Origin of the sequence: Microcoleus sp. MOSTC5 (assembly GCF_036701825.1) — a bacterium.
In the GTDB taxonomy this organism is placed as follows: Bacteria; Cyanobacteriota; Cyanobacteriia; order Cyanobacteriales; family Microcoleaceae; genus Microcoleus; species Microcoleus asticus.
This window is the reverse complement of the sequence record NZ_JAUBRK010000004.1, coordinates 176,571-193,356: the sequence shown is the minus strand read 5'-3', so window position 1 is coordinate 193,356 and position 16,786 is coordinate 176,571. Positions and strand designations below refer to the sequence as shown.

Sequence of the window (16,786 nt, the reverse complement as noted above, 5' to 3'; positions counted from 1 at the left end):
TAGACTCGAACTCATGCACTGGCTAATTTCATAAATTCCTTTTTTTGTCAACTCCTAATACTGAACCGACGCCCTAGTAGTTGAATGTCTCCGCCAATTAATGCTAAGGTTTGACCGGGATCTACTGCTAAACCAAGTTTATTAGAAACAGGAATTTCTATCGGTAGTGGTGGTAAGGTTGGTGTGGGGCCAATTGTTTGGGAAGTGTTGACAATTGTGCCAGGATTTTCTCGAAATCTCAAACCCACAGGAATATTAATCGCTAACAATGGCACTGCATTAGAATTAGCTGCACTAAATTCAAAGCCATTATCAAAAAGAATTCCGCTACCAGTTGAACCGATAAATGAGCCGCGCAAATCTAACCGAGCATTGGGGCCAAAGACAATCCCTTTTGGGTTAATTAAAAACAAGTTACTGTTTCCCAAAACTCCCAGAGTTCCTAAAATATTAGAAGGGTTGCCACCAGTAACGCGGGTGAATATGTTGGTGATTCCGCTGGGATTGTCAAAATAAGCTGCCCGCCCTTGATGGATGTTAAATTCGCGCAAGCTGTGAAATAGGTTAACGCCGCGAGTTGCACCGCCAGTGATTCTATCAGAGGGTAAGCTGTTGATAGTATCGGGAACTGTGCGCGAACTTTCCGCGCCCAGAGAATTATCGGGGATAATTTGGGCGATCGCGGGGAAAGGACACAGCAGTAAGAATGCAAAAAATAGGGCGCAAGATTGGCGCTGCATCTTTTAATTCCTGTTAATTTAGTATGAGGAAAATAGCGACGGGTTAGCTAAAACCTGAAGAGTACCTATTGAGGTACGCAAACACCCGTCGATTTCGGACTGCGAAGAGATGCACCACCACGTGAATTATACGCTAACAGCGTTACTTCTCCTCGATCGTCCATTACCCAACCCTGAGCGGGAATAATTTCTGTTGGTCGAATTTCGAGGGATGGTATGAGGCCTTCTATTTGCTGACTTCCACCTACCGCTGTTTCCACCCAAGGCAACGGCGATAGAGGGCTGCTGAGAACATCATTAGGACTGAGTGGCACTCCTCCTTTCCCAGTGACGGTAAATGCGCTCCCGGCCTCTTGCGTGCAGGGATTTGCAGCAATTAACGCAGCCGGATCGACAACATTTTGCGGCAGTTCCACTAAACCTTGAGCAGGATTCACCCCTGAAGAACTAAATGTAACACTACCTTGCAAAGCCGGGCCGCTACTTTGGGAAATCGCCGCAATATCGCTGGTAGGAACTAAAGAAGTCGGACTTACTTGCAACGCTGCAAATTCAGCATCTGTTAATCCCAAACTCGCTCGCACCTGTTCGCGAGTCACTGATGTAAACCCGAAAACATTGGGGACATTAATATTAACGCGACCACCTTGAGCCGATCGCGCATTAGCAGTAATATCGCTATTTTCGTTGGGGAGAGCAACCAGAATATCGCTTTTAATGTTGATATTGCCACCATCAGAAATACTGGCATCAGTTGTAATTCTGCTCCCTCGGCGCAACTGAACATCCCGTGCTTCGAGGTTAATATTTGCTCCGGCACCGGATGCCGTTCTACCGTCAATGCTGCTTTGGTTGTCAAGGGAAATAGAATCTGCTTTGACGTTAATGTTACCAGCCCGTGCCGAACCCAATGCTTGCAGATTTAGAGTTCCCCCATTGCGAAGAATCAATTGCCCGACATTCAGATTCAAGGAACCTCCGTTAGCCGTAGCATTGGGGTTTCTAACGCGAGAGACAATGCCAACGGAAGTCTGAATTTGACTGTTAAATTCACCTTGACCCCCATTACCAATAATTTCTACGCGCCCCGCATCGATCGTGAGGCTTCCTGCTTCTCCTTTGCCTAAAGATGCAGTAGAAATAAGTCCTCCATCGCGGAGAATTACTAAAGGTGTAGAAATGTTCATACTCCCTCCCCGAGCAGCAGAGTTGGTATCAGCGGAGATGAAACTAGGATTCCGACTCCCATTCGCCAAAACTCCAGAAATACCCTCTAGTGTGACTGACTCAGTAGCTTTAATTGTTAAATTACCTCCTGGCCCCCCAGTTGTATTCAAGGGTTGGTTGCCCACAACCGAGCCGCTAGATAAACTAATTCCGCCCCCTTCAGAGATCCTCAACCGCTTCGTGTCGATATTAATGTCTCCGGCTTTCCCGTTAATGCTGATTGCGGTTGTACCAATCAAGGTTGCTACGGGACTTCGAGCCGGAGTCCGCAGCACTTCTACTGATTCATTCGCTTTAATGTTGATATTCCCCGATGGTGCTTCACTGCGAGTGGTGCTGATGAGCGCACTGCCATCGCGTACGATAAAACGTTCTCCCTCAAAGGTGATATTTCCTCCCCTACCCGTACTCCCCGCGAGTGTGCCGCTGTTGATCCCTGAACCTACCAGATCGAAAATCCTGGCACGGATGGTCATATTTCCGGCGTTGCCAGCACCTAACGTAGCGCTACCCGATACGGTTCCATTGTCGATCAGCAGTTGTCCAGTATCGATTAAGATGTTTCCCGCATTTCCCGTGCCAGCAGTGCTTGTTTCCAGCAGAATTTGTGGGTCAAAGGGGTTGATTCCTCCAGAGGCTGTATAATTTTTGACAAAGTTTTGAAAGCTCTCAAATCCAATCCCGATCAGTTCTACTGAGTCGGTAGCGCGGATGTCGATCGCGCCTCCGGCACCACTTCCTGCTGTCAGTGTGGAGATTTGCGCTCCACCTTGGGCCCGAAACTGTTGAGCGTTAATATCGATACCCCTACCGTCGATATTTCCCAAAGTTAGTGCATAAATTCGCCCACCGTTGAGGTTAACATTTCCACCTCGAATATCGATTTTGCCACCACCTAGTCCACTGGTGTTGATTAGTGAGCCGTTGGTTATTTCAATATTACCAAAGTTGGAAATCTTGTCATAGTTTAAACTTAATCCAAATGGCGTTGTCCCCAATCCGACCATCCCCGGACTAGCGACGCTACCGAGCAAAATTTGTCCGGTAGATGCAGTGAGTGTTCCCTGATTTAATTCAAGCTTTCCGCCCACTAGGGCGAGAGTTTGTCCGGGCCCAACTCCTAAGCCCGTGTTATTGAAAATCTGCGGGATTGCTGGGGGTAATTTTGGTAAAATCAAGGCTGGTGCTGCTGAAGAGTTAAGGATTTTTCCCGGATTTTCTCGAAAGTTTAAACCGAGCGGTATATTGACATTTAACAGCGGGATTGATTGGGAATTTCTGCTGCTAAATTGATAGCCATTCTCGAAAACTACGCTATCAGCAGAACTTGCTAAAAATGAACCGCGCAAATCTAACCTCGCATTGGAACCGAAGACAATTCCTTTGGGATTAAGTAAGAACAAGTTAGCATTCCCTTGTACTCCCAGCACACCTAAAATATTAGAAGGATTGCCACCCGTAACGCGGGTGAAAATATTCGCAATCCCGTTAGGATTCGCAAAATATGCTCCTCGGCCTTCACCTACGTTAAATTCTCGTAAACTGTGAAATAAATTTACTCCGCGAGTTGCACCGCCTTCTATTCTGTCCGATGGTAAATTATTAATCCTGTCGGGAACAGTCCGCGAACTTTCTGCACCCAAGCTGCTATCTGGGATGATTTGGGCGACGGCGGGGAAAGGACACAGCACTAATAATGCACAAAATAGGGCGGAATATTGGCGGAGCATCTTTGAAGTCTGGTTAATTTAATATTAGGAAAATAGCGAAGGGTTAGCTAAAACCTAAAGAGTGCCTATCGAGGTACGCAAACACCCGTCGATTTCGGACTGCGAGTAGAAGCAGCACCACCTGAATTATACGCTACCAGCCTTACTTGTCCTCGATCGTCCATTACCCAACCTTGAGCGGGAATAATTTCTGTTGGCGGAATTTCTATGGATGCTCTTTCGCCTTCTACTTGCTGACTTCGACCTAAGGCTGATTCCACCCAAGGAAACGGCGCTGCTGCGCTGCTGAGGGCATCATTAGGACTCGGTGGCACTCCTCCTTTCCCAGTCACAGTAAACTCGTTTCCTCCCCCTTCTATGCAGGGGTTAGCAGCAATTAAGGTACTGGGATCGACTACATTTTGCTCTAATTCTACTAACCCTTGAGCGGGATTTACCCCAGTAGTGCTAAAGGTTACTGCTCCTTGCAAAGCCGGGCCGCTACTTTGAGAAATCGCCGCAATATCGCTGGTAGGAATTAGAGAAGTCGGACTTACTTGCAACGCTGCAAATTCAGTATCACTCAGTGCTAAACTACTCCTGGCTTGTTCGCGGTTAATGCTGGTCAATCCAAAGATATTTGGTACATTGACCGTAACTTGTCCGCCCCTAGCTGTGCGAGCATTAGCTGTAATATCACTGTTCTCTCGCGGTAAAGCTACCAAAAGTTCGCTATTGATTTTGATATTACCGCCCTCAGAAATACCTGCATCCGTGGTGATTCTACTGCCGCGCCGCAACTGAATGTCTTGCGCTTGAAGGTTAATATTTGCCCCTGTACCAGAGACTGTCGTGCCATCAATTACGCTTTTATTATCCAGGGCAATTGAATCGGCTACAACGTTAATATTGCCAGCCCTACCTGTTCCTGAAGATTGAACATTAACCACTGCACTATCCCGAATAATCAATTGATTAGCATTCAAATTCAACGAGCCTGCATTTCCGCTAGCAGTGGAATTGACAGCATTAAACGCCCTACCAGCCGAGGCCTCAATTCCACTTCTCAACCGACTGTTACTCCCAATACCTTGCACTTGTAAGCGATCGGCATTAATTGTAATATCTCCTGCATCTGCTATACCCAAAGAAGCCGCAGAAATAACGCCGCCATTCTGCACAGTTAGTTTAGGTGTTGAGAGGCGGATATCTCCACCTCTACCAGAACTCGCAGTTTGAGTAACAAAAGAACTTGCTACATAGCCCGCATTCCCCAAAAATCTTGACTCGCCGCTCACTTCTATAGACTCGGAGGCTCTCACAGTTAAATTTCCTCCCGTCCCCCCACTTGTAGAAAACACGAGTTGGCCAAAAATCGCACCCGTCGTTAAACTAATTGTGGCTCCATTAGAAACACTCAGCCGCTTAGTGTCGATGCTAATATCCCCACCTTTTCCATTCGCATCAAAAGTATTCGTGCCGAGCCGAGTTTGCCCTAGACCTCCAGGAAGACTACCCGATAATTCCACAGATTCACTCGCTTTAATCGCGATATTCCCCGATGCTCCATCACTAAGGCTGAAGCTGGCAAACGCACCGCCATCGCGCAGTATTAACCGTTGGGCTTCAACAGTGATGTTTCCGCCTTGACCAGTGCTTTGGTTCGTTGTTCCGTTATAGAGTGTTGAACTGACGAGATCGATGGTGTTGGCGCGGACAGTCAAATTTCCGCCATTCCCAGCACCAAAGGTGGGGGCACCGGCCACTACCCCATTGCTCATCAACAGCCGTCCGGCTTCAATGTTAATATCTCCGGCTGCTCCACTGCCAATAGCGCTAGTGAACAGAACGATTTGCGAAATAAAGGGGTTGCCTGTTCCAGATGTCTGAAAATTTTCTGTAAGCTGCTGATAGCCCTCAATTCCCAACCCGATCATTTCTACTGAGTCAGTAGCGCGGATGTTGATATCGCTCCCTTTCCCCTCTCCCAGGGTCGTGGTGAAAATTTGCGCCCCCCCCTCTAATCGTAAGTTTTGGGCATTGATGTCAATGCCTCTGCCCTCCATATTTCCTAGTGTCAGTCCATAAATTCCTGAACCGTTAAGAGTGACATTTGAACCCCTGATGTCAACTTTCCCTCCTCCTAATCCGCTGGTATTGAGCGACGCACCGTTCATTTCAATATTGCCGAAGTTCTGAATATTACCATAGTTTAAATTCAGACCTAATGCGGTTGGTTCAAATTGCACTAAACCTGGACTTTTGATACTGCCCAGAAGGATTTGTCCGGTACTGGCGGTAGCGATTCCCCCGTTGAATTGGATATCTCCACCTACTAGCGCTAAGGTTTGACCAGGGTCTACTGCTAAACCAATTTTATTAAAAATTGGTAATGGTAGGGGAAGGTCAGGCGGTGATGGGTTAGCAGCAATTGATTGGTTAATAATTGTACCGGGATTGTCTCGGAATCTCAAACCCACAGGAATATTAATCGCTAATAATGGCACTGCATTAGAATTGGCAGCGCTAAATTCAAAGCCCTTATCAAAGAGAACGCCGCTAGCTGTAGAACCGATAAATGAGCCGCGTAAATCTAACCTCGCATTGGGACCAAATACAATTCCTTTGGGATTAAGTAAAAATAAGTTAGCACTGCCTTGAACTCCCAACACGCCTAAAATATTGGAAGGATTGCCACCCGTAACGCGGGTAAAAATATTCGCAATCCCGTTAGGATTGGCAAAATATGATCCTCGGCCTTCACCGACGTTAAATTCTCGTAAACTGTGAAATAAATTGACACCGCGAGTTGCACCGCCTTCTATTATATCTGAGGGTAAATTGTTAATAGTTGCGGGTACTGTGCGGGAACTTTCTGCACCCAAGCTACTGTCAGGGATAATTTGAGCGATCGCAGGGAAAGGAAACAGTAGTAAGAAAGCAAAAATTAGGGCTGAAGATTGGCGGGGCATACTTGGAATCCTGTTAATTTGGTATGAAAAAACGAGCGCGCAGATCAAACCTGAAGAGTACCTATCGAGGTACGCAAACACCCGTCGATTTCGGACTGCGAAGAGATGCACCACCACCAGAATTATACGCTAACAGCGTTACTTCTCCTCGATCGTCCATTACCCAACCTTGAGCGGGCATAATTTCTGTTGGCCCAACTGCTATGGATGCTTTTTCGCCTTCTACTTGCTGACTTCCACCTAAGGCTGGTTCCACCCAAGGAAACGGCGCTGCTGCGCTGCTGAGAGCATCATTAGGACTCGGTGGCACTCCTCCTTTCCCAGTCACAGTAAACTCGTTTTCTGCCCCTTCTATGCAGGGATTAGCAGCAATTAATGTGCTGGAATCGACTACATTTTGCTCTAATTCTACTAACCCTTGAGCGGGATTTACCCCAGTAGTGCTAAACGTTACTGCTCCTTGCAAAGCTGGGCCGCTACTTTGGGAAATAGCCGCAATATCGCTAGTGGGAAGTAAAGAAGTTGGATTGACTTGTAAAGCTGCAAATTCAGCGTCATTTAGCCCTAAACTACTTCTGGCTTGTTCCCGTGTCACCGTTGTAAAACCAAAAACATTCGGGACATTTACTGTAACTTGACCGCCCATAGCAGTACGCGCATTAGCTGTAATATCGTTATTTTCATTGGGTAAAGTAGCCAAAATATCGCTATTAATTCTGATATTTCCCCCGTCAGAAATCCCTGCATCCGTTGTAATTCTGCTGCCGCGCCGTAACTGGATATCTTGCGACCTGATATTAATATTTCCCCCACCGCCAAATTCAGTTGTACCATCAATACTCGCTTTGTTATCCAAAGCAATTGAGTTAGCTACAACATTAATATTTCCAGCCCTTCCCCTTCCTAAAGACTGAACACTAACCGTTGCTCCATCCCGGATACTCAATCGATTTACATTCAAATTTAATGAACCCGCGTTCCCCGTAGCGTTGGGATTGACAATAAGAGAAAAGCTGCCAGCCGAAGCCTCAATTCTACTTGCGAAACGACCGTTACTCCCCGCACCTTTAAGTTCTATGCGATCGGCATCAATAGTAATATTTCCGGCATCTACTGCACCCAAAGAAGCCGCAGAAATAATTCCACCATTCCGCAGAGCGAGCATCGGTGTAGAGAGGTGGATATCTCCACCCCGACCAGAACTTGAAGTTTGAGTAGCCAGAGCACTCGCTCCGAATCCTACATTTCTCAAAACTCCAGATACCCCGCTCACTTCGATAGACTCGGAAGCTCTCACAGTTAAATTTCCTCCTAGACCTCCATTTCTAGAAAACACGACTTGCCCAACAACCGCACCCGTTGATAAACTAATTGAGGCTCCATCAGAAACACTTAGCCGCTTAGTGTCGATGGTAATATCCCCGGATTTACCATTGCCATCAAAAGAGTTTGTACCGATACGAGTTTGCGCGGCACTTCCAGAAATACCCCCCGACAATTCTACAGATTCAGTTGTTTTAATCGTGATATTTCCTGATGCTCCATCGCTGCGGCTGATGCTAACTAAACCACCTGCATCGCGTATAATTAACCGTTGGGCCTCAATATTGATATTGCCGCCAGATCCGGTACTTTTCTTAGTTGTTCCATTATTGATTGCTGAACTAACGATCTCGAAGGTGTTAGCGCGGACAGTCAGATTTCCCCCATTTCCAGCACCCAGGGTGGCGGTACCGCCTACTACCCCATCACGCAACAGCAGCCGTCCGGTATCGATGTTAACCTCTCCAGAATTTCCACTGCCCAAAGTACCACTATTAATTACAATTTGGGGGTCAAAGGGGTTGATGGTTCCAGATAATATATATTGGGTATAAAATCGCTGATAGCCTCCTATTCCCAACCCAATCATTTCTAATGAGTCAGTAGCGCGGATATTCATATTACTCCCGTTTCCATCTCCCAAGGTTGAAGTAAGAATTTGCGTTCCTTTATCTACTCGTAAATTGTGAGCGTTGATGTCAATCCCTCTACCATCAATATTTCCCAATGTTAGGCTATAAATTCCCGAACTACTGACGGTGACGTTTCCACCTCTGATGTCAATTTTTCCACCTCCTAATCCGCTGGTATTGATGGACGCACCGTTCATTTCAATATTGCCAAAATTCTGAATATTACTGTAGTTTAAATTCCGACCTAAAGCTGTTGGTTCAAATTGAACTAAACCTGGACTTTTCACACTTCCCAGCAATATTTGTCCGGTATAAGCTGTTAAATTTCCTCTTTGTAGTTGAATGTCACCGCCAATTAATGCTAAAGTTTGACCGGGATCTACTGCTAAACCGAGTTTATTAGAAACAGGAATTTCTACGGGCAATGGCGGTAAGGTTGGTGTGGGGCCGATTGCTTGGGAAGTGTTGATAATTGTGCCAGAATTTTCTCTAAATCTTAAACCCACAGGAATATTAATCGCTAACAATGGCACTGTATTAGCATCGGTCGCACTAAATTCAAAGCCATTATCAAAGAGAACGCCGCTACCAGTTGAACCGATAAACGAGCCGCGCAAATCTAACCGCGCATTGGGGCCGAAGACAATCCCTTTTGGGTTAATTAAAAATAAGTTACCGTTGCCTAAAACTCCCAGAGTTCCTAAAATATTAGAAGGGTTGCCGCCCGTAACGCGGGTGAAGATGTTGGCAATTCCGCTGGGATTTTCAAAATAAGCTCCCCGCCCTTGACGGATGTTAAATTCGCGCAAGCTGTGAAAGAGATTAACGCCGCGAGTTGCACCGCCAGTGATTCTATCAGAGGGTAAGTTGTTGATAGTATCGGTCACCGTCCGCGAACTTTCTGCACCCAAGCTGCTGTCAGGGATGATTTGGGCGATCGCGGGGAAAGGAAACAGCAGTAAGAATGCAACAAATAGGGTGGAATATTGGCGGGGCATACTTGGAATCCTGTTATTTTGGTATGAAAAAACGAGCGCGCAGATCAAACCTAAAGAGTACCTATCGAGGTACGCAAACACCCGTCGATTTCGGACTGCGAAGAGATGCACCACCACGTGAATTATACGCTACCAGCCTTACTTCTCCTCGATCGTCCATTACCCAACCTTGAGCGGGAATAATTTCTGTTGGCCCAACTGCTATGGATGCTTTTTCGCCTTCTACTTGCTGACTTCCACCTAAGGCTGGTTCCACCCAAGGAAACGGCGCTGCTGCGCTGCTGAGGGCCTCATTAGGACTCGGTGGCACTCCTCCTTTCCCAGTCACAGTAAACTCGTTTTCTTGCCCTTGGATGCAGGGATTAGCAGCAATTAAGGTGCTGGGATCGACTACATTTTGCTCTAATTCTACTAACCCTTGAGCGGGATTTACCCCAGTAGTGCTAAACGTTACTGCTCCTTGCAAAGCTGGGCCGCTACTTTGGGAAATAGCCGCAATATCGCTGGTAGGAATTAGAGAAGTCGGACTTACTTGCAACGCTGCAAATTCAGCATCACTCAGTCGTAAACTATTCCTGGCTTGTTCGCGGTTAATGCTGGTAAATCCAAAGATATTTGGTACATTGACTGTAACTTGTCCGCCCATAGCTGTGCGAGCATTAGCTGTAATATCACTATTCTCTCGCGGTAAGGCTACCAAAAGTTCGCTATTAATTCTGATATTTCCACCATCTGAATTACCTGTATCGGTGGTAATTCTGCTACCGCGCCGCAACTGAATGTCTCGCGCTTGGAGGTTAATATTTGCCCCGCCGCCTGCATCAGTTGTGCCATTAATGCTGCCTTTGTTATCAAGGGCAATTGAGTCGGCTACAACGGTGAGAGTACCAGCTTGCGCCGTTCCCAGAGCCCGGACGCTGATCGCGGCCCCATCCCGAACCGTCAATCGATCGACCTTGAGATTAATTGAACCCGCATTTCCCGTAGCGTTGGGAATGGGAATTCCCAAGAAATTGCCCCCCGAACCGTCAATTTGACTAATAAATCGACCGTTAAGAGCACTGCCCAAGACTTCTACGCGATCGGCATCAATCGTGAGGCTGCCTGCATTTCCCTTACCCAAAGAAGACTGTAAAATTACTCCCCCATCCCGCAAAGTCAGCACAGGCGTGGCAATGTAAATATTGCCTCCCTGACTAGAACCACTGGTTTCACTTGCTAAGAAACTAAGACTGTATTCTCCATTTGCCAAAACTCCAGAGATACCTACTAACTCTACCGACTCAGAGGCCCTAATTGTCAAATTGCCTCCGGGTCCCCCATTAGAGAAGAGACTATTGCCAATAGTCCCACCGCTCGATACAGCAATTCCGGCTCCTTGGGCAGCAATTAACCGCTTGGTGTCGATCGTAATATCTCCGGCTTTACCTTTCCCATTGGGATCTATAGAGGCGGCGCTGATCAAAGTTTGCACCACACTCCCAGGGGGAGTCCTTAACACTTCTACTGATTCAGCAGCTTTAATAGTGATATTTCCTGATGCTCCCTGACTGCTGGTGGTAGTGGTGAGAATAGCACCATCACGGACAATTAATTTCTGGCTGGCAACGGTGATGTTTCCCCCCGTACCGGTACTACCCATTAATGACCCACTGCTGACCGTAGAACCAGCCTGATCGAGAAAGTTGGCATGGATGTTAATATTTCCCCCATTTCCCGCACCTAACGTGCTGCTACTACCTGCCACAGCCCCATTGCCTATCAGCAGGCGTTCGGTATCAATCGTGATGTCTCCTGAGGCTCCTGTGCCAGAAGTGCCAGTGGTCAGAACAATTTGCGGATCAAAAGGATCGACTGTTCTCAATCTCCGATAATTAACTAAAAATTGTTGATAGCTCTCAAAGCCAATCCCACTCATTTCTACTGAGTCAGTAGCGCGGATGTTGATATCGCTTCCTCTTCCTTCTGCTAGTGTGGAGGCGAAAATTTGCGACCCCCCCTCTACTCGTAAGTTTTGGGAATTGATGTCAATGCCTCTACCATTTATATTTCCGAGTGTCAGTCCATAAATTCCTGAACCATTAAGATTAATATTTCCCCCTCGAATATCGACTTTCCCACCTCCTAATCCGCTGGTATTTATCAATGCGCCGTTCATTTCAATATTGCCGAAGCTCTGAATATTACTGTAGTTTAAATTCAAACCTAAAGCTGTTGGTTCAAATTGCACTAAACCTGGACTTTTCACACTTCCCAGCAATATTTGTCCGGTATAAGCTGTTAAGTTTCCTCCTTGTAGTTGAATGTCACCGCCAATTAATGCTAAAGTTTGACCGGGGTCTACTGCTAAACCAAGTTTGTTAGAAACAGGAATTTCTACGGGCAATGGCGGTAAGGTTGGTGTGGGGCCAATTGCTTGGGAAGAGTTGACAATTGTACCGGGATTGTCTCGAAATCTTAAACCCACAGGAATATTAATCGCTAACAATGGCACTGTATTAGAATTAGCTGCACTAAATTCAAAGCCATTATCAAAGAGAACGCCGCTACCAGTTGAACCGATAAACGAGCCGCGCAAATCTAACCGCGCATTGGGGCCAAAAACAATCCCTTTTGGGTTAATTAAAAATAAGTTACCGTTGCCTAAAACTCCCAGAGTTCCTAAAATATTAGAAGGGTTGCCGCCCGTAACGCGGGTGAAGATGTTGGCAATTCCGCTGGGATTTTCAAAATAAGCTCCTCGCCCTTGACGGATGTTAAATTCGCGCAAGCTGTGAAAGAGGTTAACGCCGCGAGTTGCACCGCCTGTGATTCTATCAGAGGGTAAGTTGTTGATAGTATCGGTCACTGTCCGCGAACTTTCTGCACCCAAGCTGCTGTCAGGGATGATTTGGGCGATCGCAGGCAAAGGAAACAGCAGTAAGAATGCAAAAAATAGGGTGGAAGATTGGCGGGGCATCTTTTAAGTTTGGTTAATTTAGTATGAGGAAAATAGCGACGGGTTAGCTAAAACCTGAAGAGTATCTATCGAGGTACGCAAACACCCGTCGATTTCGGACTGCGAATAGATGCACCACCACCAGAATTATAGGCTACCAGCTTTACTTGTCCTCGATCGTCCATTACCCAACCTTGAGCGGGCATAATTTCTGTTGGCTGAACTTCTATGGATGCTCTGTGGTCTTCTATTTGCTGACTTCCACCTACCGGTGGTTCCACCCAAGTAAACTGGCTAAAATTGCTGCTGAGGGCATCGTGAGGACTAGGTGGCAATCCCCCCCGACCTGTCACAGTAAACTCGTTTTCGGCCCCTTGGATGCAGGGATTTGCAGCAATTAACGCAGCCGGATTCACCAAATTTTGCGGCAGTTCCACTAAACCTTGAGCAGGATTCACTCCAAAAGAACTAAATGTTACCGCCCCTTGCAAAGCCGGGCCGCCACTTTGGGAAATCGCCGCGATGTCGCTGCTGGGAAGCAGGGATGTAGGACTTACTTGCAACGCTGCAAATTCTGTGTCACTGAGCTCCAACCTGCTTCTGACTTGTTCGCGACTGGCTGCTGTAAAGCCGAAGACATTGGGGACATTGATATTCACGCGGCCGCCGCCTGCTGTGCGGGCGTTGGCTGTAATGTCGCTGTTTTCTTGCGGGAGGGTGACAAGAATGTTGCTGTTGATGTTAATATTGCCGCCGTCAGAACTGCCTGCATCCGTGGTAATTCGGCTGTTGCGGCGCAATTGGATCGATCGCGCTTGCAGGTTAATATTTGCTCCTGTACCGGATATAGTCGTGCCGTCAATACTGCTTTTATTGTCAAGGTCGATCGAATTTGCGACAATATTGATATTACCAGCGCGCCCGGTTCCCGTTGCCTGCACCGTGACTGTAGCTCCATCTCTGACAATTAATCGATCGGCATTCAGATTCAACGAACCCGCATTTGCCGTAGCATTGGGATTAGTACCAAATGTCTTGCCCACCGAAGCATCAATTGTACTGACAAACAGACCGTTATTTCCGCTGCCGCTGACCTCAATGCGATCGGCATTAACAGTAATATTCCCCACATCTCCTACACCCAAAGAACTCGTAGAAACTATCCCCCCATCCCGCACGGTTAGGCTGGGCGTATCAATGCGAATATCCCCGCCCCGACTAGAGCTCAAAGTTCCAGAAGTCAGCGCACTAGCATTCTGAATTCCGCTGGTCAAAAGTTGAGAAATACCTGAAATTTCTACTGATTCAGTAGCCCTAACAGTTAAATTTCCAGCAGGTCCGCCCTCCTGAGAAAACAAAAACCTGCCAACTAAAACACCCGTTCCTAATGTAAACGCAGAACCCCCAGAGAGAGTCAACCGCTTGGTATCGACGTTAATATTCCCCGCCCTGCCGTTAGATCCGATACTCAGCGTGCTAATTCCGGTTGAGACAACTGTTGTCGGGCCGCTGTTAGACAATTCTACTGATTCAGCAGCATTAATGTTGATATTCCCCGAGGCGCCGCTGCTGTAGCTCGTCGTACCGAGAATAGAACCATTGCGCATAATTAATCTCGCGACATCAACACTAATGCTTCCTCCCGCACCGGTACTTTCTTTAGCTGTGCCGTTGTTAATTCCAGAACCCACCATCTCAAAAGTATTGGCGCGAATGATTAAATTTCCGCCCCTTCCACCGCCAAAAGTGATGCCGCTACCTACTATCCCATTGTTGAAGAGCAGGCGGCCGGTGTCGATCGTAATATTCCCCCCCGAACCAGCGCCAGCACTAGCATTAAACAGCACAAATAGCGGGTCAAACGGGTCTGTAGTTCCCGATACCAAATATTTAATTGCAACCTGTTGATAGCCCTCAACTCCCAGCCCGCTCATTTCTACTGAATCAGCAGCGCGGAAGTTGATATGACCTCCTGCACCATCTCCTAGAGTCAGGGTAGAAAATTGCGATCCGTTTTCCACTCGCAACTTTTGAGCGCTGATATCGATACCTCTACCATCAATATTTCCCAGTGTCAGCGCATAAATCCGCGCACCGCTGAGGGCGACATTTCCACCTTTTAACTCTACTCTACCGCCACCGGTGCCGCTGGTGTTGATGAGTGTTCCATCGGCTATTTGAATATTGCCGAAGTTCTGAATATTGTCATAATTTAAAGTTAAATTTCCCTTTTCCCCCGCTGTCAGTGCGAAATTAACTAAACCGGGACTGGCTGCGCTACCGAGTAAAATTTGTCCGCTGCTGGCGGTTAAATTGCCGCCTTGGAGTTGGATGTCGCCGCCAATGAGTGCTAAAGTTTGACCTGGTTCTACTGCTAAACCAACTCGATCGCTAATCGGAATGGGCACAGCAGAGGCTGGGAGGTTTACCTTTCCTAAAGCCGTGGAACGGTTGACAATTGCACCCGAATTTTCCCGAAATCTTAAACCAACGGGAATATTAACTGTTAACAGTGCAGATGTTTGCGGGTTGGTGCTGCTGAATTCAAAGCCGTTATTAAACACAATACTGTCAGCGGTTGAACCAATAAACGAACCGCGCAAATCTAACCGAGCATTCGGGCCGAAGACAATCCCTTTTGGGTTAATTAAAAATAAGTTACCGTTGCCTAAAACTCCCAGAGTTCCTAAAATATTAGAAGGGTTGCCGCCCGTAACGCGCGTGAAGATGTTGGCAATTCCGCTGGGATTTTCAAAATAAGCTCCCCGCCCTTGACGGATGTTAAATTCGCGCAAGCTGTGAAAGAGGTTAACGCCGCGAGTTGCCCCGCCAGTGATTCTATCAGAGGGTAAATTGTTGATAGTATCGGGAACTGTCCGCGAACTTTCCGGCCCCAGGGTATTATCGGGGATAATTTGGGCGAAGGTTTTCGAGGGAAATAGCAACAGGAAAGCAAAAAGTAGGCCGGAAGACAGGCGAGACATAGCTTAAATCCTGTTATATAAATAATATCGTTTCCGCTTCCATCAGAATTATATATTTGGATCGTATCAGTGCGAGCGTCCCCGCTCGCGATCCAAGTAGCGAGGGGGGATGCTCGCACTACATAATTCCGATGCTACGGGATTTGAGATCGCAGTTTGAATCCACTCATAGGATTGTCCAAATTGCATCACTCAAAATCCGTCAGTTAAGCGCTGAGTTAAGGCGATCGCGAAAACCACCCGCAGGCTACACCAACGCGCCTAACGCTCTCAACAATGTCGCTTTTTGAGCGTTCGTCAATCCCGTTGCGTCTTGAATATTCATGCCTTCATACAGCCGATCGCCCATCAACGTCTTAATATAACGTTTGGTTGCGACATCCCACAGCTTAATCGTGCGATCGAGACCCCCACTTAATAAAAATTGGCCGTCAGCGCTAAAGATAACTGATATCAATTCCGATTGCACCGAAATAATATAGAAGACACGGCGCCGTGCTGTTTCCATACCGCTATTAATTGTAGGGATACGGCACTGCCGTCTGCAAAGGTGTGGGTAATATTAATTCCGATGCTAATCGTATTAAAAACAAGATTGACAACCTTGCCAGCTCGGCAGCTATAGGCTAAGATTTGGCAAAGGTCGAGAACACAATGACGATAATTCCAACTATGAACTACCGAAACCACATCACGATCGAGCCAAATAAACGCGGTGGTAAGCCTTGTGTACGCGGCTTGCGAATTACGGTTTATGAAGTGCTTGAGTACCTGGCTTCCGAGATGACCGAAGCAGAAATTATCGACGATTTTCCCGATCTGACGCGAGAAGATTTAAAAGCCTGTATTGCTTATGCTGCTGACCGTGAGCGTCGGTTTATGACCGCAACCTTATCCGCATGAAATTACTTTTTGATGAAAACTTGTCGCCCAAGTTACCGAACAGTTTGAGCGATATTTTCCCAAATTCGCTTCACGTTCGAGATGTGGGGATGAAAGCAACGATCGACCCAGTAGTTTGGGATTATGCAAAAGACAATGATTTGATGATTGTCTCGAAAGACGCCGATATGCACGACCTGAGCTTAGTATTTGGGAATCCACCGAAAGTTATTTGGCTTCGCCTTGGAAACTGTTCGACATTGCAAGTTGTGAATAGCTCAGGCAATGTTGAGGTTACAGGCGATATAATTGTGGGCGGAGCCGATTGTTTGGACATGACTCGCTATCCTTTAGATAGAAATGATTAATTAGGGAAACTCA

At 46.9% G+C, this 16,786-nt stretch carries 8 protein-coding genes and 1 pseudogene; 2 read left to right on the top strand and 7 right to left on the bottom strand.

Features of this window, described 5'->3' with window-relative positions; translation table 11 throughout:
* Positions 1 to 71: 71 nt before the first annotated feature.
* From QUA54_RS03355 to QUA54_RS03325, 7 genes and pseudogenes are all read right to left on the bottom strand, one after another.
* A pseudogene (locus QUA54_RS03355) lies at positions 72 to 740 on the bottom strand (filamentous hemagglutinin N-terminal domain-containing protein); the annotation flags it as partial.
* Between the two features lie 65 nt (positions 741 to 805).
* On the bottom strand, positions 806 to 3,697 hold the full coding sequence (locus QUA54_RS03350; RefSeq protein WP_333413248.1) for a two-partner secretion domain-containing protein: 2,892 nt from the start codon (positions 3,695 to 3,697) through the stop codon (positions 806 to 808).
* 65 nt (positions 3,698 to 3,762) lie between these two features.
* On the bottom strand, positions 3,763 to 6,648 hold the full coding sequence (locus tag QUA54_RS03345) for an S-layer family protein (RefSeq protein WP_333413246.1): 2,886 nt from the start codon (positions 6,646 to 6,648) through the stop codon (positions 3,763 to 3,765).
* A gap of 61 nt (positions 6,649 to 6,709) precedes the next feature.
* Positions 6,710 to 9,601, bottom strand: a complete 2,892-nt coding sequence (locus QUA54_RS03340; RefSeq protein WP_333413245.1) for a two-partner secretion domain-containing protein — start codon at positions 9,599 to 9,601, stop codon at positions 6,710 to 6,712.
* Positions 9,602 to 9,662: 61 nt separating this feature from the next.
* The gene (locus QUA54_RS03335; protein ID WP_333413243.1) at positions 9,663 to 12,560 is read right to left on the bottom strand and encodes a two-partner secretion domain-containing protein; all 2,898 of its coding nucleotides are present in this window, start codon (positions 12,558 to 12,560) and stop codon (positions 9,663 to 9,665) included.
* A gap of 65 nt (positions 12,561 to 12,625) precedes the next feature.
* A complete protein-coding gene (locus QUA54_RS03330; protein ID WP_333413241.1) occupies positions 12,626 to 15,523 on the bottom strand; it encodes a two-partner secretion domain-containing protein in 2,898 nt (965 codons plus the stop codon).
* 247 nt (positions 15,524 to 15,770) lie between these two features.
* A complete protein-coding gene (locus tag QUA54_RS03325) occupies positions 15,771 to 16,031 on the bottom strand; it encodes a hypothetical protein (RefSeq protein ID WP_333200093.1) in 261 nt (86 codons plus the stop codon).
* Positions 16,032 to 16,195: 164 nt separating this feature from the next.
* Here QUA54_RS03325 and QUA54_RS03320 point away from each other — a divergent pair, with 164 nt between their 5' ends.
* Together QUA54_RS03320 and QUA54_RS03315 are read left to right on the top strand one after the other, a co-directional pair.
* Positions 16,196 to 16,426, top strand: coding sequence for a DUF433 domain-containing protein (locus QUA54_RS03320; protein ID WP_333406174.1), 231 nt, complete (start codon positions 16,196 to 16,198; stop codon positions 16,424 to 16,426).
* Complete coding sequence (locus QUA54_RS03315; RefSeq protein WP_333413239.1) at positions 16,423 to 16,773, top strand: DUF5615 family PIN-like protein; 351 nt, start codon at positions 16,423 to 16,425, stop codon at positions 16,771 to 16,773. The genes QUA54_RS03320 and QUA54_RS03315 overlap by 4 nt, the downstream gene beginning before the upstream one ends.
* The last annotated feature ends 13 nt before the right edge of the window (positions 16,774 to 16,786 follow it).